This is a genomic window from Streptomyces sp. NPDC002536 (assembly GCF_053594995.1).
This window is the reverse complement of record NZ_JBSFWU010000074.1, coordinates 1-22,951: the sequence shown is the minus strand read 5'-3', so window position 1 is coordinate 22,951 and position 22,951 is coordinate 1. Positions and strand designations below refer to the sequence as shown.

The 22,951-nt window shown below is 72.7% G+C and carries 14 protein-coding genes; 9 read left to right on the top strand and 5 right to left on the bottom strand.

The features are described 5' to 3' along the window. Positions 1-138: 138 nt before the first annotated feature. Together ACWD4B_RS24410 and ACWD4B_RS24405 are read left to right on the top strand one after the other, a co-directional pair. Complete coding sequence (locus ACWD4B_RS24410) at positions 139-5,145, top strand: NAD-glutamate dehydrogenase (protein ID WP_451422748.1); 5,007 nt, start codon at positions 139-141, stop codon at positions 5,143-5,145. Between the two features lie 116 nt (positions 5,146-5,261). Then, positions 5,262-6,419, top strand: a complete 1,158-nt coding sequence (locus ACWD4B_RS24405) for a hypothetical protein (RefSeq protein ID WP_451422747.1) — start codon at positions 5,262-5,264, stop codon at positions 6,417-6,419. Here the strand turns inward: ACWD4B_RS24405 and ACWD4B_RS24400 are convergent. Further along, positions 6,347-6,898, bottom strand: a complete 552-nt coding sequence (locus ACWD4B_RS24400) for a GtrA family protein (RefSeq protein WP_451422746.1) — start codon at positions 6,896-6,898, stop codon at positions 6,347-6,349. The two genes, ACWD4B_RS24405 and ACWD4B_RS24400, sit on opposite strands and share 73 nt — an antisense overlap. Before the next feature lie 158 nt (positions 6,899-7,056). On the opposite strand from ACWD4B_RS24400, the gene ACWD4B_RS24395 reads away from it, so the two are divergent. Genes ACWD4B_RS24395 through ACWD4B_RS24370 form a run of 6 tightly spaced genes read left to right on the top strand, consistent with a single transcriptional unit; the run spans position 7,057 to position 15,762 of the window. Then, positions 7,057-8,136: a sugar phosphate nucleotidyltransferase gene (locus ACWD4B_RS24395; RefSeq protein ID WP_451422745.1), complete on the top strand. Its 1,080-nt coding sequence runs from the start codon at positions 7,057-7,059 to the stop codon at positions 8,134-8,136. A gap of 44 nt (positions 8,137-8,180) precedes the next feature. Then, positions 8,181-9,002, top strand: coding sequence for a polyprenol monophosphomannose synthase (locus tag ACWD4B_RS24390; RefSeq protein ID WP_451422744.1), 822 nt, complete (start codon positions 8,181-8,183; stop codon positions 9,000-9,002). 9 nt (positions 9,003-9,011) lie between these two features. Then, positions 9,012-10,526, top strand: a complete 1,515-nt coding sequence (locus tag ACWD4B_RS24385) for a hypothetical protein (protein ID WP_451422743.1) — start codon at positions 9,012-9,014, stop codon at positions 10,524-10,526. Further along, complete coding sequence (locus ACWD4B_RS24380) at positions 10,523-11,797, top strand: glycosyltransferase family 87 protein (RefSeq protein WP_451422742.1); 1,275 nt, start codon at positions 10,523-10,525, stop codon at positions 11,795-11,797. The genes ACWD4B_RS24385 and ACWD4B_RS24380 overlap by 4 nt, the downstream gene beginning before the upstream one ends. A 3-nt stretch (positions 11,798-11,800) precedes the next feature. Beyond that, positions 11,801-14,623: a bifunctional glycosyltransferase/CDP-glycerol:glycerophosphate glycerophosphotransferase gene (locus tag ACWD4B_RS24375; RefSeq protein ID WP_451422741.1), complete on the top strand. Its 2,823-nt coding sequence runs from the start codon at positions 11,801-11,803 to the stop codon at positions 14,621-14,623. Continuing rightward, positions 14,617-15,762 carry a glycosyltransferase gene (locus tag ACWD4B_RS24370; RefSeq protein ID WP_451422740.1) on the top strand — a complete coding sequence of 382 codons (1,146 nt, stop codon included), beginning with the start codon at positions 14,617-14,619 and terminating at the stop codon, positions 15,760-15,762. Before ACWD4B_RS24375 ends, ACWD4B_RS24370 begins: the two co-directional genes overlap by 7 nt. Before the next feature lie 94 nt (positions 15,763-15,856). On the opposite strand, the gene ACWD4B_RS24365 is transcribed toward ACWD4B_RS24370, so the two are convergent. Then, positions 15,857-17,524, bottom strand: a complete 1,668-nt coding sequence (locus tag ACWD4B_RS24365; protein ID WP_451422739.1) for a glycosyltransferase family 2 protein — start codon at positions 17,522-17,524, stop codon at positions 15,857-15,859. Between the two features lie 72 nt (positions 17,525-17,596). On the opposite strand from ACWD4B_RS24365, the gene ACWD4B_RS24360 reads away from it, so the two are divergent. Continuing rightward, positions 17,597-19,111 (top strand): glycosyltransferase family 39 protein, encoded by a 1,515-nt coding sequence (locus ACWD4B_RS24360; protein WP_451422738.1) that lies wholly within the window; start codon positions 17,597-17,599, stop codon positions 19,109-19,111. 69 nt (positions 19,112-19,180) lie between these two features. Here the strand turns inward: ACWD4B_RS24360 and ACWD4B_RS24355 are convergent, their stop codons facing one another. The 3 genes from ACWD4B_RS24355 to ACWD4B_RS24345 are packed head-to-tail and all read right to left on the bottom strand — an operon-like array spanning position 19,181 to position 22,775. Further along, positions 19,181-20,068, bottom strand: coding sequence for a carbohydrate ABC transporter permease (locus tag ACWD4B_RS24355; protein WP_451422737.1), 888 nt, complete (start codon positions 20,066-20,068; stop codon positions 19,181-19,183). Then, entirely contained in the window at positions 20,065-21,405 is a 1,341-nt protein-coding gene (locus ACWD4B_RS24350; protein ID WP_451422736.1) for a carbohydrate ABC transporter permease, read from the bottom strand. The genes ACWD4B_RS24355 and ACWD4B_RS24350 overlap by 4 nt, the downstream gene beginning before the upstream one ends. 14 nt (positions 21,406-21,419) lie before the next feature. After that, entirely contained in the window at positions 21,420-22,775 is a 1,356-nt protein-coding gene (locus ACWD4B_RS24345) for an ABC transporter substrate-binding protein (protein WP_451422735.1), read from the bottom strand. Positions 22,776-22,951 lie beyond the last annotated feature (176 nt).

Below are 22,951 nucleotides of genomic sequence, written 5' to 3'. Positions count from 1 at the left end.
GACTGACGCAGTTGGCCAGGAACGGCCCGGTCACCCCTCATCCAGGCATACCGTCGAAGACGACCGGACACCCCGGGTCGTGGCGTGATGCCATCACCACCTATGTCACGCAACGGCGCGCGACAGGAGCCAGAGGACATGCAGACCAAGCTGGACGAAGCCAAGGCCGAACTGCTCGAGCGGGCGGCCCGCGTCGCTGAGAGCGGATCGGCCGGGGCGCCGCAGACGAACGGGCCGAAGGGCGAGGGCGGGCTCGGCCAGGAGGCCCTCGTCGCCTTTCTCCAGCGCTACTACCTGCACACGGCGCCCGAGGACCTCACCAGCCGCGACCCGGTCGACGTCTACGGTGCCGCCATCTCGCACTACCGGCTTGCGGAGAACCGCCCCCAGGGCACCGCGAACGTCCGGGTGCACACCCCGACCGTCGAGGAGAACGGCTGGACGTCCAGCCACTCCGTGGTCGAGGTCGTCACCGACGACATGCCCTTCCTGGTGGACTCGGTCACCAACGAGCTCTCCCGCCAGAACCGCGGCATCCACGTGGTGATCCACCCGCAGGTGGTCGTCCGCCGTGACCTCACCGGCCGCCTCCTGGAGGTCCTCGGCTCCTCCTGCGACGCCCACGGCACCGGCAAGGGCGCCGAGCTGCCGCACGACGCGCTTGTCGAGTCCTGGATCCACGTCGAGACCGACCGCGAGACCGACCGCGACGACCTCAAGCAGATCGCCGCCGACCTGGCGCGTGTGCTCTCCGACGTCCGCGAGGCCGTCGAGGACTGGGAGAAGATGCGCGACGCCGCGCTGCGCATCGCCGACGGCCTGCCCTCCGAGCCCGTCGCCTCCGACGTCCCCAAGACCGAGGTCAGCGAGGCCCGCGAGCTGCTGCGCTGGCTGGCCGCCGACCACTTCACCTTCCTGGGGTACCGCGAGTACGAGCTGACGAAGGTCGGTGCGGAGGACGCCGCGGAGGACACCCTCACCGCCGTTCCGGGCACCGGTCTGGGCATCCTGCGCTCCGACCCCGCCCACACCCCGGACGGGCACCACGACGGCCACCACGCCCCGCTCTCCCGGCCGACCTCGCCGTCCTTCAGCCGGCTCCCGGCGGACGCCCGCGCCAAGGCCCGCGAGCACAAGATGCTCGTCCTGACCAAGGCCAACAGCCGTGCCACCGTGCACCGCCCCTCCTACCTCGACTACGTCGGCGTGAAGAAGTTCGACGCCGACGGCAACGTCATCGGCGAGCGCCGCTTCCTGGGCCTGTTCTCCTCGGCCGCGTACACCGAGTCCGTCCGCCGCGTCCCGGTCATCCGCCGCAAGGTCGCCAAGGTGCTGGCCGACGCGGGCTTCTCCGCCGACAGCCACGACGGGCGCGACCTGCTCCAGATCCTGGAGACCTACCCGCGCGACGAGCTCTTCCAGACCCCGCCCGACCAACTGCGCTCCATCGCCACCAGCGTGCTCTACCTGCAGGAGCGCCGCCGGCTGCGGCTGTTCCTGCGCCGCGACGAGTACGGGCGCTACTTCTCCGCCCTCGTCTACCTGCCGCGCGACCGCTACACCACGGCCGTCCGGCTGCGGCTGATCGACATCCTCAAGGAAGAACTCAACGGCACCAGCGTCGACTTCACGGCCTGGAACACCGAGTCCGTCCTCTCCCGGCTGCACTTCGTCGTCCGCGTCGAGCCCGGCTCGACCCTGCCGGACCTCACCGACGCCGATGCCGAGCGCATCGAGGCCCGCCTGGTGGAGGCCGCCCGCTCCTGGGCCGACGGCTTCGCCGAGACGCTGACCGCCGAGGTCGGCGAGGAGCGCGCCGCCGAGCTGCTGCGCCGCTACGGCCAGGCCTTCCCCGAGGGCTACAAGGCCGACCACAGCCCGCGCGGCGCCGTCTCCGACCTCGGTCACCTGGAGAAGCTGACCACGGCCGGCGGCGACCGCAACTTCGAGCTCAGCCTCTACGAGCCGGTCGGCGCGGCCCCCGGCGAGCGTCGTTTCAAGATCTACCGCACGGGCGAGCCGGTCTCCCTGTCCGCCGTGCTGCCGGTGCTCCAGCGCCTGGGCGTCGAGGTCGTCGACGAGCGCCCGTACGAGCTGCGCTGCTCGGACCGGACGACCGCGTGGATCTACGACTTCGGTCTGCGGATGCCCGAGCGGGTCGAGGGCGACGACGCCCGTCACCGCTTCCAGGCCGCCTTCGCCGCCGTGTGGGCCGGTGACGCGGAGAACGACAACTTCAACAACCTCGTCCTGCGCGCCGGTCTCGACTGGCGTCAGGCGATGGTCCTGCGGGCCTACGCCAAGTACTTGCGGCAGGCCGGTTCGCCGTTCAGCCAGGCGTACATGGAGGACACCCTCAGCAACAACGTCCACACCACCCGCCTGCTGGTCAACCTCTTCGAGGCCCGGATGTCGCCGTCGCTGCAGCGCGCCGGCACGGAGCTGACCGACGGCATGCTGGAAGAGCTGGACGGCGCCCTGGACCAGGTCGCCAGCCTGGACGAGGACCGCATCCTGCGGGCCTTCCTGACGGTCATCAAGGCCACGCTGCGCACCAACCACTTCCAGAAGACGGACGGTCGGCCGCACCCGTACCTGTCCCTCAAGCTCGACCCGCAGGCCATTCCCGACCTGCCGGCGCCGCGTCCGGCGTTCGAGATCTGGGTCTACTCCCCGCGCGTCGAGGGCGTGCACCTGCGCTTCGGCAAGGTCGCGCGCGGTGGTCTGCGCTGGTCCGACCGGCGTGAGGACTTCCGTACCGAGATCCTCGGCCTGGTCAAGGCGCAGATGGTGAAGAACACCGTCATCGTGCCGGTCGGCGCCAAGGGCGGCTTCGTCGGCAAGCAGCTGCCGGACCCGTCGGTGGACCGTGACGCGTGGCTGGCCGAGGGCATCGCCTCGTACAAGACCTTCATCTCGGGTCTGCTCGACATCACCGACAACATGGTCGGCGGCGAGGTCGTCCCGCCCAAGGACGTCGTGCGCCACGACGAGGACGACACCTACCTCGTCGTCGCCGCCGACAAGGGCACCGCGACCTTCTCGGACATCGCCAACGAGGTCGCCGAGTCCTACGGCTTCTGGCTGGGCGACGCGTTCGCCTCCGGCGGTTCGGCCGGCTACGACCACAAGGGCATGGGCATCACGGCCCGCGGCGCCTGGGAGTCCGTCAAGCGGCACTTCCGCGAGCTCGGCCACAACACCCAGACCCAGGACTTCACGGTCGTCGGCGTGGGCGACATGTCCGGTGACGTGTTCGGCAACGGCATGCTGCTCTCCGAGCACATCCGCCTGGTGGCCGCCTTCGACCACCGCCACATCTTCCTCGACCCGACGCCGGACGCGGCCGTCTCGTACGCCGAGCGCCGCCGGCTGTTCGAGCTGCCCCGCTCCTCCTGGGCCGACTACAACACCAAGCTGCTGTCCCCGGGCGGCGGCATCCACCCGCGCACGGCCAAGTCGATCCCGCTGAACGCACATGTGCGCGAGGCCCTCGGCATCGAGCCGGGCGTCACCAAGATGACCCCCGCCGAGCTGATGAAGGCCATCCTCAGCTCGCCGGTCGACCTGCTGTGGAACGGCGGCATCGGCACCTACGTCAAGTCCTCCGCCGAGTCGAACGCGGACGTGGGCGACAAGGCGAACGACGCGATCCGCGTCGACGGCCGGGACCTGCGCGTCAAGGTGGTCGGCGAGGGCGGCAACCTGGGCCTGACCCAGCTCGGCCGGATCGAGTTCACCATGGCGGGCGGCCCGGACTCCACGGGCGGGCGGGTCAACACCGACGCGATCGACAACAGCGCCGGCGTGGACACCTCCGACCACGAGGTGAACATCAAGATCCTGCTCAACGCCCTGGTGACCGACGGCGACATGACCGTCAAGCAGCGCAACAAGCTGCTCGCCGAGATGACCGACGAGGTCGGCGAGCTCGTCCTGCGCAACAACTACGCGCAGAACGTGGCGCTGGCCAACGCCGTGGACCAGGCCCCCAGCCTGCTCCACGCGCACCAGCGGATCATGCGCCGCCTCGGCCGCGACGGACACCTCGACCGCGCCCTGGAGTTCCTGCCCACCGACCGGCAGATCCGCGAGCGGCTCTCCGGCGGCCGTGGGCTGACCCAGCCCGAACTGGCCGTCCTGCTCGCCTACATCAAGATCACCACGGCGGAGGAGCTGCTCGGCACCGAGCTGCCCGACGACCCGTACCTCGAGCGGCTGCTGTACGCCTACTTCCCGCAGGCGCTGCGCCAGTCGTTCGGCGAGCAGATCGACACCCACCCGCTGCGCCGCGAGATCGTGACGACCGTCCTGGTCAACGACACGGTCAACTCCGGTGGTTCGACCTTCCTGCACCGACTGCGCGAGGAGACCGGCGCCTCGATCGAGGAGATCGTCCGGGCGCAGACCGCGGCCCGGGAGATCTTCGGCCTGAACGCCGTGTGGGACGCCGTCGAGTCGCTCGACAACATCGTCGCCGCCGACGTGCAGACCCGGATCCGGCTGCACTCCCGCCGCCTGGTCGAGCGCGGCACGCGCTGGCTGCTCAACAACCGGCCGCAGCCGCTGCAGCTCACGGAGACGATCGAGTTCTTCCGCGACGGCGTGGACACGGTCTGGGCCGAGCTGCCCAAGCTGCTGCGCGGCGCCGACATCACCTGGTGGCAGTCGATCAACGACGAGCTGGTGGAGGCCGGTGTGCCGGGCGAGCTGGCGATGCGGGTCGCGGGCTTCTCGTCCGCCTTCCCGGCGCTGGACGTCGTCGCCATCGCCGAGCGCATCGGCAAGGCTCCGCTGGACGTGGCCGAGGTCTACTACGACCTGGGCGACCGCCTGCACATCAGCCAGCTGATGGACAAGATCATCGATCTGCCGCGGTCCGACCGCTGGCAGTCCATGGCCCGCGCCTCCATCCGTGAGGACCTCTACGCGGCCCATGCGGCGCTCACCTCCGACGTCCTGTCCGTGGGCAACGGCACCTCGACGCCGGAGCAGCGCTTCGGTGCGTGGGAGGAGAAGAACGCGGCCATCCTCAACCGCGCGCGGACGACGCTGGACGAGATCCGCAGCTCGGACGCGTTCGACCTGGCGAATCTGTCGGTCGCCATGCGGACGATGCGCACGCTGCTCCGTACCCACACCTGACCGGAATCCGGTCTTCCGGTGAACGCGGGCTGACAAGAATTCGACGCCTTGCACAAAAGGGGCGGTCCTGGGGAATTGTTCCCGGGGCCGCCCCTTTGCCGTGCTAAGAGAGACGAATGAGAGTCGTTTCGCGGCTTGTTGGCGGTCGGCCGGTCCGGGGGACGGTCGTCGCGGCGGGGGTCCAGCTGGCCGTCTCGGGCGTGGGATTCGCGGTCTGTCTGCTGATCAACCATCATCTCGGCCACTCCGTCGGCTACTTGCTGCACCGGTGGGACAGCGGGCAGTACCTGAAGATCGCCGAACGCGGCTATCCCGGTTCGCTCCCGCTGCGCGACGACGGGACGCCCAGGTTCACCCGGCTCGCCTTCTTCCCGCTCGTCCCGGCGCTCGTCCGGGGCATGCACGTGGTGACGCGCCTGCCCTACGCGTACGCGGGGGTGGCGGTCTCCTGGTGCGCGGCCGCACTGGCCGGGGCGGGGACGTACCGGCTGGTCCGGGCGGTGGGCGGGAGCGCGGCCGCGGGGTACGCGTGCGTGGCGCTGTGGGCCGCCTCGCCCTATGCCTTCGCGCTGTGGGTGCCGTACTCGGAGGCGGTGTTCGCCGCGGTGCTGCTGTGGACGCTCGTGGCGCTGCTGGCGGGCCGCTGGCTGAGGGCCGCGGTGCTGTGCGTGGTGGCCGGGACCGTGCGGCCGACGGCCACCGTGCTGGTGGGGACGGCGGTGCTGGCCGCCGGCTGGGCGCTGGTGCGGCGCCGCGGCGGGTGGCGGCCGTGGGCGGTGCTGGTGCTGGCCCCGCTGGGGCTGGCGGGCAGCTGGCTGTTCCTGGGCAGCCATGTGGGGCGTGCGGACGGCTGGTTCGAGGCGGAGAAGGCGTGGGGGCAGAGCTTCGACTTCGGGCGGGGCACGGCGCACGTCCTGAAGGGCATCCTGTTCTACCGGAACGTCCACGGCACCGACGACGTGCGGCACGCCGCCGTGTTCGCGCTGGTCCTGCTGACGGCCGTCGGGGTGCTGGCCCTGGCGCTGGACCGCACGGTGCCGTGGCCGCTGGTGGCGGCGCTCGCGGGGGCCTGGGTGCTGACGGTCGGGACGCCCGGCTCGCCGTTCTCCAAGCCACGTTTCATGCTGCCGTTCCTGCCGGTTCTGCTGTTGTTGGCGGCCCGGCCGCTCGCGCGTGCTCCGCTTGGCGTGCAGATCTGTCTCTACGGTGGAGGTGCGGTGGTCTCGGGTTGGTACGCGGCCGGGCTGCTCGTGGTGTTCGAGGGGTCGCCGTGAGGGGCGGCGCCGTGCGGCAGGCCGTGCACCGGGAGGGCCCGGAACACCCAGGCGCGGTAGGACCAGAAGCGGAACAGCGTGGCGGTCCCGATGCCGAGGAACTTGAACGCGTTGCTCTCGAAGGGTGTGTGCAGCCCGAAGCCGTAGGTGGCGACGTACAGGACGCCGTTCTCGACGACCAGCCCGGCGGCGCTGAAGGCCGCGAAGAGCAGGACCTCCCGGCTGCGCCGGCCGCGGCCGCGGTCGCGGTAGGTGAAGTGGCGCAGGCCGAGGTAGTTGAAGGCGATGGCGACCACGGTCGCGATCACGCTGCAGCGCACCACCGGCAGGCCGGTGAGGCCCCGGCAGACGTTGAAGACCGCCAGGTTGACGAAGATCCCCAGCCCGCCCACGGTGCCGAACTTGGCGAACTCCTGACCGAGCGCCCGCAGCCCCGTCCGGGCGGGCGCGTGCTTCTTCCCGGGTTCCCTCGGTCGCAAGGGCCTCTCCCTGTACGGTCGCCACGCATAGCCGACATTGCGCACAGTGCGCGCAGACAGCCGATTGTAGTGTAAATTGCCGCCGAAGGTGACGCAGTGCGACGGTATGACGACAGCAGGCGACGACAGCGAGGCCAGCGCATGACGAGGGGCGAGGCATGACAGAGGCGGTACTGCTCGTCGGCGGCAAGGGGACCCGGCTCCAGCCGCTCACCATCAACACGCCGAAGCCGATGGTCCCGGCCGCCGGGGTGCCCTTCCTCGCCCACCAGCTGGCCCGCGCCAGAGCCGCCGGCGTCCGCCACGTCGTGCTGGCCACCTGCTACCTCGCCGAGGTCTTCGAGCCCTACTTCGGCGACGGCTCCGCCCACGGACTGCGGCTGACCTACGTCACCGAGGACGAGCCGCTCGGCACCGGCGGCGCCATCCGTGCCGCCACCCCCGCGCTGGAGGCCGGACCCGGCGACCCCGTCCTCGTCCTCAACGGCGACATCCTCACCGGACTCGACGCCCGGGAGCTGCTGCGCCGCCACGAGCGGGCCCAGGCCGACGTCACCCTGCACCTGACCCGGGTCGCCGACCCGCGGGCCTTCGGGCTCGTGCCCACCGGCGCCGACGGGCGCGTGACCGCCTTCACCGAGAAGCCGCAGCGCCCCGAGGAGATCGTCACCGACCAGATCAACGCGGGCTGCTACGTCTTCCGGCGCGAGGTCATCGACGCCATCCCGGCGGGCCGCCCGGTCTCCGTCGAACGGGAGACCTTCCCCGGGCTGCTGGCCGACGGCGCCCTGCTGCACGGGATGGTCGACCCCGCGTACTGGCTGGACCTGGGCCGTCCCGCGTCCTTCATCCAGGCCTCCGCGGACCTCGTCCGCGGCATCGTGCACTCGCCGGCCGTGCCCGGGGAGCCCGGCGAGTGCCTGGTGCTGCCCGGCGCCCGCGTCGAGCCCGGTGCCCGGCTCGGCGGGGGCACGGTCGTGGGCAGAGGGGCCCACGTCGAGGCGGGCGCCGAGATCGACGGCTCCGTCGTCCTGGACGGCGCCCGCATCGGGGCGGGGGCGCGGGTGCGGGCCTCGATGATCGGCACGGGCGCCCGGGTGGGCACCCGGACCGTGCTCGACGGCGCCGTCGTCGGCGACCACTCCACCGTCGGCGCGGACAACGAACTGCGCGACGGAGCCCGCATCTGGTGCGGCACCGCCATCCCCGACGCGGCGATCCGCTACTCCGCCGTCTGAACCCCGAACCCGAGCCGTACCGGCGTACCGACAAGGATGGGCCCATGAGTGCTCCGCGCATCCCCGACCCCGCCAGACCGCTCCCCGGCGAATGGGGCCGCACCACGACGACCGTGGTGATGCCCACCTACAACGAGGCGGAGAACCTGCCCACCATGGCGGAGGCGCTCATGGCCCTCCCTCTGGAGGGTCTGCGGCTGCTGGTCGTCGACGACAGCAGCCCCGACGGCACCGGCGACATCGCCGAGCAGCTGGCCGAGAAGTACAACGAGCCCGGCCGCACCCGCGTCGGCGTGCTGCACCGCACCACCAAGGACGGCCTCGGCCGCGCCTACGCCGCGGGCATGGCCCGCGCCGTCGACGAGGGCGCCGCGTACGTGCTGCAGATGGACGCCGACGGCAGCCACCCGGCCGACAAGATCGCCGAGATGCTGGGCGTCGCCCTCGCCACCGGCGCGGACGTCGTCGTCGGCAGCCGCTACGTGCCCGGGGGCACCCTCTCCGACGCCTGGAAGGCGCACCGCAAGCTGCTCTCCCGCTGGGCCAACGCCTACGCCTCCACCATCCTCGGCACCCGCGTGCGCGACATCACCAGCGGCTTCAACCTGTGGAGCGCGGAGGCCCTGCAGACCATCGACCTCGCCTCCGTCGACAGCGCGGGCTACAGCTTCCAGGTGGAGACGAAGTACCGCGCGCTGCGCGCCGGTTTCACCGTCATGGAGGTGCCGATCCACTTCGAGGACCGGACCGCCGGGGAGTCGAAGATGAACCTCGCGGTCCAGCTCGAATCCGTCGCCATGCCCTGGCGGCTGCGCTCCAAGGCCCTGCGCGGCGCCGGGGGACACGGACATCACCGCGCCCGCTGAGCGGTCACCGTGACCCCGCACCCCCTCGCCCTCCGGGCGGACCTCCCGCGGCGGGCGGCCACGGCAGCCGTCCTGCTGCTGGCCGTCCTGCTGCTGCTGATGGTGGTGCGGCTGCCCTGGTCCGGCGACCTGGGGATGCACGGCGCGGTACTGGAGCGGCTGCGCACCGACCTGTTCCACCCCGGCAACCCGCTGGTGGACGCGGACACGCCCAGCCCCTACTACTCGCCGTGGACGGTCCTGCTGGCGCTGCTGGCCACCGTGACCGGCTGGAGCACGTTCGCGGTGCTGCGGCTGGCGGGTCTGGCCGGTCTCGTCGTGCTCGGCAGCGGCATCCGTGCGTTCGTCCGCACGTTCAGCCGTGCACGCACAGCCGTGCCGCTTGCGCTGCTGTGCGTGCTGCTGCTGTACGGGGTGCGGCTGTTCGCGTGGAGCGGGGTGCCGGGACTCACCTCGCTGGCGCTGACGCTTGCCTATCCGAGCACCCTGGCGCTCGGTATGACGCTGCATCTGTGGGCCCTGTTGCGCACAGCCGTGGCCCGGGCTTGGCGGCTGTCCGCCTTCGCGGCGCTCGGGCTGCTGCTCGCCCTGGTGCTGCTGATCCATCCGTTCACAGGAGCCGTCGCCCTGCTGGGAGTTGCCGCCGTGCTGCTGGGCGCACGGCCGTGGCCCGGGCGTACGGTCCTGCTGCGGGCGGCCGTCGGGGGAGCCGTGACGGTGGCGTTGCTGCTGCTCTGGCCGTACTACTCCTTCTTCTCGCTGCTGGGACCGTCCGGCCTGGACGCCGTCCACCGGCCGCTGTACGGCCGACTGCCGCAGAAGTTCTGCCTGACGGCCCTGGGCGGGGTGGCACTGATGCTGCGTCTGCGGCGCGACCGGCGGGACCCGCTGGTGCTGCTCTGCGCCCTGGGCCTGGCGGTCTTCGTGGCGGGCCGGCTCACCGGGCACTACGCCTGGGGGCGCGTCCTGCCCGCCGTCCTGCTGCCCGCCCAGCTCGCTCTCGCCGTGGAGACCGCCGAGGCCGTGGAGTCCGGCGGCCCGCGCCGGCGCCGGGCCCTGGCCGCGGTCACGGCGGTGGCCCTGCTGGCCGGGGCCTGGACCCAGGCCGGGGTGGTCTCGTACGTGCTGCGCCGCGAGGCCGTCCCGCCCGTGCTGCGCGGCGCCCCGGCGATCGCGCTGTGGCCGCGGTTCACCTGGGCCGCGCGGCGGCTGCCCGTGGGGGCGACCGTGCTGACGGACGACTACTACGCCCTCCGCATCCTCCCCGCGTACGGGCCCTACACGGTCGCCCCCGCCTACCCCGATGTCTTCCTCCGCGACGAGAAGCAGCGCCGGGACGCCACCCGGCGCTACTTCGCCCCTGCCACCTCCCGGGCCGAACGGCTCGGCATCCTCAAGGCGTTCGGCGTGCGTTGGGTGCTGCAGAAGAGCGGCGGCTCGGGCCTGCCGCAGGACGACCCGGCCCTGCGCACGGCCGCCCGGGGGCCGGGCGGGCTCGCGCTGCTGGAGGTCGTGGCCCGGTGAGCGCGCCCGCAGCCGTCCCGGATCCCGTCGCCCCGCTGCCGGAGGCCGGTGCCGTCCTTGCGTCCGGTGACGACTTCTCCCGCTGGCTGTGCGCCAGGACGTCGCGGCCGGTCTCCGTCGCCGCGGTGCTGCTGCTCGCGCTGAGCACGGTACGGGCGTACGCGAAGGAGGCCATCGGCATCGACAACGACGTGGTGGTGCGTGCCGCCCGGACTCTGCTGGAGGGCGGCTCGCCCTACGCGGACCGGCGGTTCCTGTACCTGCCGGGGGCCGCCTTCGCGGCGCTGCCGCAGACGCTGCTGAGCGAGCGTCTGCTGTTCTACGCGGTACCGGCCGTGACCGGGCTGTTCGTCGCGCTGTCGCTGATGCCGGCGCTGGCCCTCTTCGACGTCCGGGCCGACAGCCGGCTCGCGGCTGCGCTGGCGGCCGGGACGGCGCTGTTCCTGCCGTTCCACAGCATCGTCTCGCTCGGCAACTGGACGGTCGTCTCCGTGGCGGCCTTTCCCCTGGCGCTGCTGCTGGCGCGGCGCGGGCGGTGGGAGGCGGCGGCGGGGGTCGTGGGCGCGTCCATCGCGCTGAAGCCCATGCTCGTGCCCGTTCTGCTGCTGTTCGTCCTCGCCCGGAAGTGGCGGGCCCTGATCTGGGCGGTGACGCTGCCGGCCTCCGTGTCCCTGGTCGCGGCGGTCGCGATGCCGCGCCCGGAGCTGTTCTTCACCCGGACGCTGCCGTTCCTGCTGCACGGCCAGGACGCGTACGCGCGCCCCTTCGATGCGTCATGGCCCGCGGTACTGGAGCGGGTGGGCATGCCGCACCCGGTGGCCCTGGGGCTTGCGGTGGTGGTGGCGCTGGTGGTGCTCGGGTGTGCCGCGGTGCGCTGGAGGTGCGGGGGAGAGGAGGGGTTGCGGCTGGTGGAGACGGCGTCGCTGTTGATGCTGGCGGCGTTCCTCGGGTCGCGGCCGTCCTTCCTCAACTACGCGCTGGTGGTGGTGCCGTCGCTCGCGGCGTCGGTGGTGGTGCGCGCGGCGGCGGTGCGGTCGGTGTGGTTCTGGATGGTGCTGGTTCCGCAGCTCGGCGGGGTGCCGTGGCCCGGGGTCGAGAGCGCGCGGCGGCACGCCTTCAAGGACATCGTCATGTACACGGGGATGGCGGCGGTGCTGGGGCTGGCGGCCTGCCGGACCTGGCGCAGGAAAAAGGGTCTGGTCACTGTCGGTGATGGCGGTTACTCTCTGTGTAGGGATTCCGCTGCGGGGAATCATCCCGAAGTGAGGTGACTTGTGACCATTGCGCCGTCCGAAAAGCCTGAACTCCGCCCCGATGTCAGCATTGTTGTGATCGTCCACAACGACGCTGTGCGACTGCCCCGCGCCGTGCGCTCGGTCCTCGGGCAGTCGCTGCGCAACCTCGAAGTGATCGTCGTCGACGACTGCTCCACCGATGCCACTCCCGCCGCCGCCCGCGCACTGGCACAGGCCGACCCGCGGGTGCGCCTCCTGCGCCTGCCCGTCAACAGCGGCGGCTGCGGCACCCCGCGCAACGCGGGCATCGACGCCGCGCGGGCCGGATACCTGATGTTCCTCGACAGCGACGACGAACTCCCCTACCACGCCTGCAAGTCGCTGCTGATGACGGCCGAGGAGACGGGCGCGGACTTCGTCACCGGCGAAGTCACCCGGTACGCGGAGGAGACCGGCGCCGAGGGCTTCTGGTACCCCGAGCTCTTCGCGGACGTCCGCCTCGTCGAGGGCATCCGCGCCGCCCCCGAGTACTTCCTCGACACCCTCTCCACCAACAAGCTCTACCGCGCGGACTTCCTCGCCCGCCACGGCCTGCGCTTCCCCGAGGGCCTGCACTACGAGGACGGGCTCTTCACCGCCCAGGCCTTCACCCTCGCGCGCACCTTCGCCGTCGTGCCCTGGCCCGTCTACACCTGGCGGCTCGCCGCCGGTCCGGACGCGCCGTCCATCTCCTCCAGCCGCCACAGCCTCCGCAACGCCACGGACCGCATCACGGTGGCCCGCCTGGCCGACGCCTTCCTGGAGGAGACCGGCAACGCCGACCTCCGCCCGGCCAAGGACGCCAAGTTCCTCCGCCACGACCTGCGCCTCTACCTCGGCGACCTGCCGTTCCGCGACGAGCAGTGGATCGCGGAGTTCGCCGCGGCGGTCGCCCCCTGCCTGGACGGCATCGGCACCGCGGCGCACGCGGCCATCCCGCGCGAGCAGCAGATCTGCCAACACCTCCTGCGCACAGGCCGCTTCGCCGAGGCCGCCGAATGCGCCCGCACGCTCGACCGCCCCCGCATCGCCCCCCGCCACGTCGTACGGGACGGCAGCGGCCGGACGTACTGGGGCTCCGCCCTCCCCGGCGACGAGGCGGCCGCCGCGGCCCTGGACATCACCGACTGGCATCTGGACGAACACCCCTTCGCCACAATCCCGTTGCGGCACGAGGCGGAGCGGCTCGGCCTCCACGGCCCGGTCCTGCGGATCACGCTCCGGACGTACGACCCCGGGCGGCTGCTCGACGGGCCCGTGCCCGTCAGCGCGAAGCTGCGCCTCACCACGACCGCCGGCCCGCTCGCGGTGCCGTTCCACTACGCACCGGCCGACGGCGACGGAGCCGTCCGCACCGCGGAGTTCGACGTCGACCTGCGGCGCGTCCCGCTCGGCCTCAAGGGGTTCCGGGGGCGGCGCCACCCCGTCGTCGTCCTCGGCAGGCTGGGCCTCACCCGCACCGATCCGGTGCTGGCCCCCGTCGGAACGGCCCCGCTGCAGGCCGCGTTGAGCCGCCACGCGGTGCGCGTGGGCTGTGAGCAGCGCGGTGCCGGGCGGCTCCAGGTGGCCTGGGAGCGGACGGGTGCACTCGCCCGGGCCGAGGCGGCCGCACCCCGGCTGGGCCCCGTGCCGCGCCGCATCCGAAGGCTCGCCCGCCGGGTCACCGGCACCCGCGCCAAGCAGCTCGCCCACCACGAGCTGTGCCGGCTCCCCGTCGACGACGGCCTGGCCGTCTTCGAGGCCCTGGAGGGCCGCGGCTACGCGGACAGCCCCCGCTACCTCCACGAGGAACTCCGGCGCCGTGGGCTCCCGTTGCGCATCGTCTGGTCGTACACCGGCAGCCGCGCCTCCTACCCCCCGGACGTCGAGCTGGTCAGACGCGGCAGCTGGGAATACCTCCGGGCCGTCGCCCGCGCCCGCTACTGGGTGGACTCGCACGGATTCCCCAGACCGTTCCCCAAACGCCCCGGCACCCGCTACCTCCAGACCTGGCACGGCCAGGCGTTCAAGCACATGGGCCTCGACGTCCCCGAACTGCGCCTCGCCGGCCCCGCACGACAGCAGCAGCACCGCGCCATGGTGGCCCGCTGGGACGCCTTGATCTGCCCCGGCGCGGAGTTCGAGCGCACCTTCGTCCGGGCCAACGAGTACACCGGCCGGCTGCTGCACACCGGCCTGCCCCGCAACGACGCGCTCGTCCGCTGGAACGACCCCGCCCAGCGCGACCGGGCCGCCGCCACCCGGGAGCGCCTCCAGATCCCCGACGGGCGCCGCGTGCTCCTCTACGCCCCCACCTTCCGCGACGGGGCACGCGACAGCGGCGCGTCGCTCCGTGTCGACCTGGCGGAGCTGGTGCGCGCCGTGGGCGAGGAGTGGACGGTCGTCGTCCGGCCGCACTACTACGAGCGGTACACCGTGCCGCGCGAACTGGGGCACGCGGTGCGCGACGGCCGGGAGTTCACCGACCTCAACGACCTGCTGCTCGCCTCGGACGCGCTGCTCACGGACTACTCGTCGGTGATGTTCGACTACGCCAACCTCGGCCGCCCCATCCTGCTCTACACCGACGACTACGAGCAGTACCGGACGGCGGTGCGCGGCACGTACTACGACCTGCGGGAGATCGCCCCGGGGCCGATGCTCTCCCGGACCGGTGAACTGGTCGCCGCGCTGGAGGACTTGGGCGCCGTCCAGGAGGAGTGGGCCGGGGCGTATGCCCGGTTCCAGGCACGGTTCAACCCGCTGGAGACCGGGCGCGCGAGCAAGGACGTGGTGGACCAGTTCTTCTTCGGGGAGAGCTCCGGGGAGCGTGCGCCGTGCTGAACCTCTTCCTGATCGGCATCGACGTCGACTCCATGGGCGGCTCGCAGCGGGTGCTGCACACGCTCGCGCAGGGCTTCGCCGGGCGGGGCCACCGGGTGGAGCTGATCGGCATCCGGCCCAGCCCCGAACCGCACACGTACCACGCCGACCGCGGCTACCGGCACACCACGCTGTACCGGTCCCCGGCGCCGCCCGCCTGGCAGGCGGGCTCGCTCGCGGAGCGGCTCAGCCCGGCCCGGCTGCGGGCGGCACGGGCCGCCCGGGCGGAGCGCGACCGGGCGCGGGAGCGGCTGGCGCGGCGGCTCGCCCGGGTGCCGGAGGGGTACGTCGTCATCGGCTCGCCGTGGGCGGCGGTGTGGCTGGAAGGGGTGCCGCGGCCGCCCGGGCTGAAGCGGATCGGGCAGTACCACGAGTCGTACGCCCAGGCGTGTCACACGCCCAACCTCCAGCTGATCCTGAAGCATTACCCCGCACTGGAGAAAGCGCTCTTCCTGAGCGAGGCGGACGCGGCGGAGTTCCGCCGGAGACGGCTGCCGAACGCGGGGGTGATGCCGAATCCACTGCCGTTCGAGCCGGCCGGGGACGCGCCGCTGGACACGCGGCGCGTGGGGGCCGTCGGGCGGCTCGATCCGGTCAAGCGGCTGGACCGCCTGATCGAGGCATTCGCGGCTGCGGCCTCGACTGCCGAACCACCGGGCTGGGAGCTCCACTTCTTCGGCGACGGGCCGGAGGAGCCGGGGCTGCGGGCACTGGCCGCGCGCCTGGGCGTCGCGGACCGGGTCCGCTTCCGCGGCACGGTGCGCGACATGGCCGCGGCCTACCGGGAGCTGTCGCTGGTGGCCCTGACGAGCGAGCGCGAGGGCCGGCCGATGGTCCTGGCGGAGGCGGCTGCCGCCGGGGTGCCGTGCGTGAGCTTCGATCTGTCGGGCGGAGTAAGGGAGTTGGTGGTGCAGGGGAGGACGGGGGCGCTGGTTCCTCCGGGGGATGCGGAGGCGTTTGTGTGTGCGTTGCGCGAGCTGATGGCGGATGCGGGGCTGCGGGTGCGGTACGGGCAGGCTGCCCGGGCCCATGTGGCGCCGTTGCGCCTGGCGGCGGTGCTGGATCGGTGGGAGGGGCTGTTCGATGAGATTCGGCGCTGAGCCGCTCGTTTGGCGGGCGGGATTTCGGGTGCGGGTCTGCTTGGGCTGGGCGCGCCCACGCGGCGGAGCCGCATATGTAACCGCCCCGCGCCCCTTACGGGGCGCGGAACCATCGCCGTACCCTTCGCCCCACCACCCCCACCGCCCCCCGTACCCCCGGTGCAAGGCGCAGGGCCAGGGAGCCGGTTGCCGTGGCGTACGGCCGGGCCAGGAGGACGCCGTGCCGGGCGCTCGGGAGGATCGTCCGCCGCAGTCCGGGGCCCGTCGCCCGGACCGCCGTGCGGAGCGGGGCGCCGCTGCGTCCGCAGTGGAGGTGCACCCGTACGTCCCAGACCTGGGTCCCGCCCCCGGAGCCCTGTGCGGCCAGTGCGCCCAGCCCGAAGTACAGGCGCGCTCCCCACACGGCCGCGCCCTCGGGCGTCAGCGGGGCGGCGTACGCGACGGCCGGCTCGCCGCCCCGCAGGCGCAGTTCCACCGTCACCTTCCGCGGGCCGGCCTGGGCCAGCCGCCCGTAGAGGTCGTGCACCCGCAGTCGCAGCTCGGCCCGCGCCGGGCCGGTCCGCAGCCCGGCGTCCACCGTCACCGGCAGCCGCCGCACCGGCTTCGCGCCGGGCCCCGTGAGCCCGTCGAGGACGACCGCAGGCAGGTCGCGGGCCCACACCGGCAGCCCGGCGACCGCCGCGTACGGCGGCAGGAGCCGGGCGGGGCGGGCGGCCAGCTGGGCCAGCCGTTCCAGGTCGCGCGGCGCCCCGGCCGCCAGCAGCACCCGGGCGATCCAGCGCGCGGGAGCGCGGGCCGCCGCGAACTCGGCCTCCCCGTACGCGGCCAGGCAGCCGCGCGCCACGCGCCACCAGGCGCGCCGGTACGCGGGCCCGCGGGAGGGCAGTTCGCGTACGTACATGCGCAGGTCGTGGTCGAGGAACTTCACCCGCGCGGCCTGCGCGAGCGCCGTGCCGCCCGCGCCGCGGAGGATCTCCACGGCGTGCTGGTGGGCGAGGACGCGGGCCTGCCAGTTGCCGATGCGGTCCCGGTCGAGGGAGAGCGAGGGCCGGTCCGTGTTCCGGCGCACGTGCCAGATGTAGACCGCGTCGGGGACGGTCGCCACGCGCGGGCCCGCGGCCAGCACCCGGGCCGTGAAGACGAAGTCCTCGTAGCGGTAGGGCCCTTCGGGGAAGGCGATGCCGTTCCCGGTGAGGAAGGCGCGCGCGTAGAGCTTGTTGACGCAGAGGGTGTCGGGCAGCAGGGCCGCGTGCGCCTCGGGCCGGTCGTGGACGGCGGCCGTGCGGTAGAGGCCGGGCTGCCAGCGGGTGTCGCGCCGCTGGGGGAGCTCCCGGCGCACGCACAGCCCGGCCGCCACGGGCGCGTCGTGCTGCAGGGCGGCGCGCAGCAGGGCGGCGGCCGCGCCCGTGGGGAGCACGTCGTCGCTGTCCAGGAACATCACGTACGGCGAAGTCGCCGCGCGCAGCCCGTCGTTGCGGGGAGTGCCGCAGCCGCCGCTGTTGACGCGGCGGTGGACGACCCGCAGCCGGGGCTCCTGGGCGGCCAGCCGGTCGAGGATTGCGCCGGTGCCGTCGGTGGAGGCGTCGTCCACGGCGACGACCTCGGCGACGACCGGCCCCTGCGCCAAGGCGGAGCGCACCGCCGCGCCGATGTGCCGGGCGTCGTCGAAGCCGATGACGATCACGCTGATCCGCGCGGCGGGCAGGTCCGGGTCCAAAGTGCCGACGGCGGGAGTTCCGTCGTCGTTCACGTTCGCGATCACGAAATACATCTTTATCCGACAGATCCGACAAATATGTCTCATCGGGGAACGACGCACGCGCAAGGGGCGGACATGGCACGGACGACTGCACAGCGGCTGCGGGGGCGGTTGCCCGCCGTGACCCCGGAGAGGGCGGGCCGGGCCGCCGCCATCCTGGCGCCCGCCGCCCTCATGGCCGCCCTCGGCCTGTGGGGCCTGGACCGCGGCACGATGTGGCGCGACGAGGGCGCCACCTTCCAGGTCGCGCGCCGCTCCCTGCCCCAGATCGCGCACCTGCTCGGCACCGTCGACGCCGTGCACGGCCTCTACTACCTGTTCATGCACGCCGTGCTGGCCCTGCACGCCGACGAGGTCACCCTGCGGCTGCCGTCCGTCGCGGCCGCCGCCGTGACCGCCTCCCTGACCGCGGCGATCGGCTGCCGCCTGGCCGGCCCCCGGGTCGGGCTGTGGGCCGGACTGCTCTACGCGGCCACCCCGTTCGTCAGCCACTACGCGCAGGAGGGCCGGTCGTACGCCCTCGTCGCGGCGGGCGCGGCGCTGGCGACGTGGCTGCTGCTCCGGGCCGTCGAGCGCAGCACGTTCGGCTGGTGGGCGGGCTACGGCGCGGTGGTCGGGGTCACGGCGCTGCTGCACGAGTTCGCGATCCTGCTGCTCGCCGCGCACGCCGTCACGCTGCTGGTCTCCCGCGTGCCCTGGTCCGTCTGGCGCGGCTGGGGCTGCGCGGCCCTGGCCGCCTGCGCGCTGCTCGCTCCGCTGGCGGCGCTCTCGCAGGGCCAGAGCGAGCAGGTCTCCTGGCTCCGCACGCCCGGCTACGAGCAGGCCAAGGCCCTGCTCTACGCCTTCGCGGGCCCCGGGGACCTCGTCCTGGCCGTGACGCTCCTGCTGATCGCCGTCGGCGTCCTCCTCCCGCTGCCCCGCACCGGGCCGCTCCCGCTGCACGCGGTGGCCCTGCCGTTGGCGGTCGTCCCGCCCGTCCTGCTGTACGCCGCGTCCCAGCAGCAGCCGTTGTTCCTCGACCGCTACCTGCTGTTCTGCCTGGCGGGGGTGCCGCTGCTCGCCGCCGCCGGGGCCGAGCGGCTGCTCGGGCTGCTGCCGTGGCGGGGCGTCGCCGCGGCAGCGGGCGTGGCGGCCGTGGCGGGGGCGTTCGTGTGGCAGCTGCCCTTCCAGGAACGGGAGCGGCTGCCGTCGAGCCGGGGCGACGAGCCGGCCCGGGTGGCCACGGCGGTCGGCGCGGTGGCCCGGCCGGGGGACGCGGTGCTGTTCCTCCCGCACTACGAGCGGCGCATAGCGCTGTTCTACCCGCGCGATTTCACCGGGCTGAAGGACCTCACCCTCAAACGCTCGGCCGCCGCCTCCGGCACCCTCTTCGGCGAGGACGTGAGCAGCGGGGAGCTCCGCACCCGGCTGGCCCGGCTCTCCCCGAGCGAGCGCGTGTGGGTGGTGTGGGACACCAACACGGTCGGCACCCGCTGGTTCCGCGCCCAGCGCGCGGAGTTCGCCAAGTCGCGGGTGCTGGGCGCGCTGTACCGGGAGGAGTCGTCGGTGTACGTGCACGGCGGCGCGGTGTCGCTGTACGTGCGGCGGTGAAACCCCCCTGCCCGCACGTCACTCCTGCCCGCACGTCACTCCTGCCCGTACGTCACTCCTGTCCGTACGTCACTTCACCGCGCCCGCCATGACGCCGCTGACGAACTGGCGCTGGAAGGCGAAGAAGACCGCCAGCGGAACGACCATCGAGAGGAAGGCGCCCGAGGCGAGGATGTCGACGTTGTCGCCGAACTGCCGTACCTGCTGCTGCAGGGCGACGGTGATCGGCGGGTTGCTGCTGTCCGCGAAGATCAGCGCGACGAGCATGTCGTTCCACACCCAAAGGAACTGGAAGATCCCCAGCGAGGCGATGGCCGGGCCGCCGAGCGGCAGCACGACCCGGGTGAACAGCCGCAGTTCGCCCGCCCCGTCCAGCCGGGCGGCCTCCAGCAGCTCGCGGGGGATCTCGGCGAAGAAGTTCCGCAGCAGGAAGACCGCGAACGGCAGCCCGAAGGCGGTGTGGAAGAGGACCACGCCGGGGGTGGTCTCGAAGATGCCCAGCGCGTTGAAGAGCTTCGCCACCGGGATCAGCGCCACCTGCACGGGCACCACCAGCAGTCCCACGACCACCATGAACCACCCGTCCCGGCCGGGGAAGTCCAGCCAGGCGAAGGCGTATCCGGCGAGCGCCCCGATCAGGATCACCAGCACCGTCGCCGGGACGGTGATCAGGGCGGTGGTCAGCAGGGAGTGAATGACCTTGGAGTTGTGGAAGAGCGTGTTGTAACTGGACGTCGTCAGCTGGGCCGGGTGGACGAAGACCTGCCACCAGCCCGAGGCCGCGATGTCCGACCGGTCGCGCAGCGAGGACAGCAGCAGGCCCACGGTCGGCGTCAGCCACAACAGGCCGGTCAGGACGAGGAAGAGGCGCAGCAGCCCGCCGCCGGCGCGGGAGGCGATCCGGGCCGGCAGCGACGGCCGGGCGGGCGCGGTGGTGTGCGGGTGCGTGGTGGTCATCGGCGCTGCTCCCGTTCCCTGCGGATCCGCCGGAGGTTGACGTACATCACCGGCAGGACGAGCAGCAGCAGGAAGACCGCGATCGCGCTGCCCACGCCCTGGTTGACGTCCGTGCCGAACGACGACTGGTACAGCTGGAGGGCGAGGACGTTGGCGTCGTGGAGGCTGGAGCCGGGGGCGATGATGTAGACGAGGTCGAAGATCTTCAGCACGTTGATCATGAGCGTGACGACGACCACCGCCAGCACGGGTGCCAGCAGCGGCACCGTCACCCGGCGGAAGACCTGCCACTCGTTGGCGCCGTCCACCCGTGCCGCCTCCAGCAGTTCGCGCGGCACGCTCGCCAGGCCCGCCGCGATCAGCACCATGGCGAAGCCGGCCCACATCCAGATGTAGGCGCCGATGATGGACGGCGTCACCAGGGACGGGCCGAGCCAGTCGACCCCGCCGTAGGCGGAGGCGAAGTTCGCGGCGGGCAGGCGCAGTTGTGCCCCGTCCGCGGCGGCGGGCAGCGTGAACGTTCCGTCGGGGGCGGTCGTGGCCGAGGCGACGGTCGTGCCGCCCTTCACCGCCTCGACCTTCATGCCCGGCAGGGCCTTCTCGCCGGGGTCGATCCGGCCCGGCGTCCCGCCGCCGCCCCGGGTGAAGTCCATCCACACCGTCCCGGTGACCTTCCCGGGCACCGCCTTCGCCGGGGCCGCCTGGTGCGCACCGCCCACGTCCTCCGGCTTGACGGCCACGAGGGGCAGCAGCACGGGGGCGCCGGCGTGGGCCGGTGTCCGCGTCGTGAACGCACCGCCGCTGCTCGCCGCGAGGTCCGCGTTCGGGCGCGGGTGGGCGCCGGGGTAGGGCGCGGGCGCGGCGAAGGTGTCGTGGATGCCGACCCACACGGCGTTGGCGACGCCGCGGTCGGGGTTCTGCTCGTACACCAGCCGGAAGATGATGCCCGCGGCCAGCATCGAGATGGCCATCGGCATGAAGACCACCAGCTTGAACGCCGTTCCCCAGCGCACCCGTTCGGTCAGCACCGCGAAGACCAGGCCGAGGGCGGTGGCGACGGTCGGGGCCACGACGACCCAGACGACGTTGTTCTTCAGGGCCGTACGGATCCGGTCGTCCGAGAAGACCTCGTGGTAGTTGCCGAGGCCGACGAAGCCGTGGCCCGAGGCGTCGAAGAGGCTGCGGTAGACGGAGTAGCCGATGGGGTAGACGACGAGCGCGCCGAGCAGGGCCAGCGCGGGCAGCAGGAAGCAGGCGGCCGCCCAGGGGCGGGTGCCCAGCACACCGCGGGCCTTGCGGGTCCTGCGGGCTCGCGCGGCTTGCGTGGTGGAGGCCACGGGACCGCCCCCCGTCAGCTCTTGAACGCCTTGGCCGCGTCGTTCTCCAGTCTCTGCTGGATGCCCGCGACGTCGGAGGGGTTCTTCAGGAAGTCCTGGAGGTCCTTCCACTCGCCCTGCCCCGGCTTGCCGCCGAAGGCGGCGGGCGCCTGGTCGGACATGTCGAAGCGGAAGCCGTCGCCTGCGCCGACGAGGGCCTTCGCGATCGAGCGCTGGACGTCGTCCGGGTAGACGGCGAGGTCCAGGTTCTTGTTCGCCGAGACGAAGCCGCCCTGGTGGGCCCAGATGGCGGCCGCGTCCGGCGAGGCCAGGAAGGTCAGCAGGGCCTGCGCCGCCTGCCCGTCCTTCAGCGCCACGCCCACGTCGCCGCCGGTCACCACCGGGGGCTGGGCCCCGACCGCGGGGAACGGGAAGACCTTGGCGTCGGTGCCGATGGAGGCCTTGGCGGCGGTGACGTTGGCGGCGGCGAAGTCGCCCTCGTAGACCATGGCGGCCTTGGCCTTGTCGCCGCCGGCGAAGACCTGGGTGACGGACGTGGGGAACTGTGTCTGCAGCGCGCCCTCGTTGCCGCCGGCGAGCAGCTCCTTCTTGCCGAACAGCTGGCCCAGCGTGGTCAGTGCGTCCTTGACGGACGGGTCCGTCCACTTGATCTTGTGGGTGGTCAGGGCGTCGTACTTTTCGCGGCCCGCCTGGGACAGGTAGACGTTCTCGAACCAGTCGGTGAGCGTCCAGCCGTCCGCGCCGCCGACGGAGACCGGGGAGACCCCGTAGTCGGCGATGGCCTGCGCGGTGCGCAGGAACTCCGGCCACGTTCTGGGCTCCTTGGCGCCGGCGGCGGCGAATATCCTGGCGTTGTACCAGACCAGGGACTTGTTGCTGGCCTTGAAGTACACGCCGTACTGCTTGCCCCGGTCCGAGCCGAGGTCCTTCCAGCCCTTGGCGAAGTTCTTGTTCAGCTCGGCCGTCGTACCGGCGGAGAGCGGCTTGAGCCAGCCCTTCTGCGCGAACTCGTGCAGGACGCCGGGCTGTTGCAGCATCGCGACGTCGGGCGGGTCGCCGCCGGCGATCTTGGAGCCGACGAACGACGACATGTCGTCGCCGCTGGGCACGAAGGAGACGTCGGCGCCGGTGCGCTGGTGGAACTCGTCCAGCACCTTGGTGAAGTTCTGCTGCTCGACGCCGGTCCAGACGGCGGTGACCTTGAGCTTCTGGCCGGTGAGCTTGGGGAGTTGGAGGGTGTGGGGGACGGCGGATGCGCTCTTGTCGCCCTTGCCGTCCTTGTCGCTGGTGCCGCTGCTACTGCTGCTACTGCAGCCGGCGGCGGTCAGGACGACCGCCGTGGCCAGAGCGAGTAATGGTGCCGTACGCATGACCGGACCTCCCCGTGACCGCACTCCCGTGCGACAAGTCGTACGCCGGGGAGGCTGTGGCCGCAATACCGCGTGCGGGGTGCCGCGCCGAGCACGAGGGCCGTGCCCAGAATGGGCTGCGCGTCCCGCCATGCCTCAACGGGCCGCCATTGGCAGGACGGTTGCAGGACGGCCAG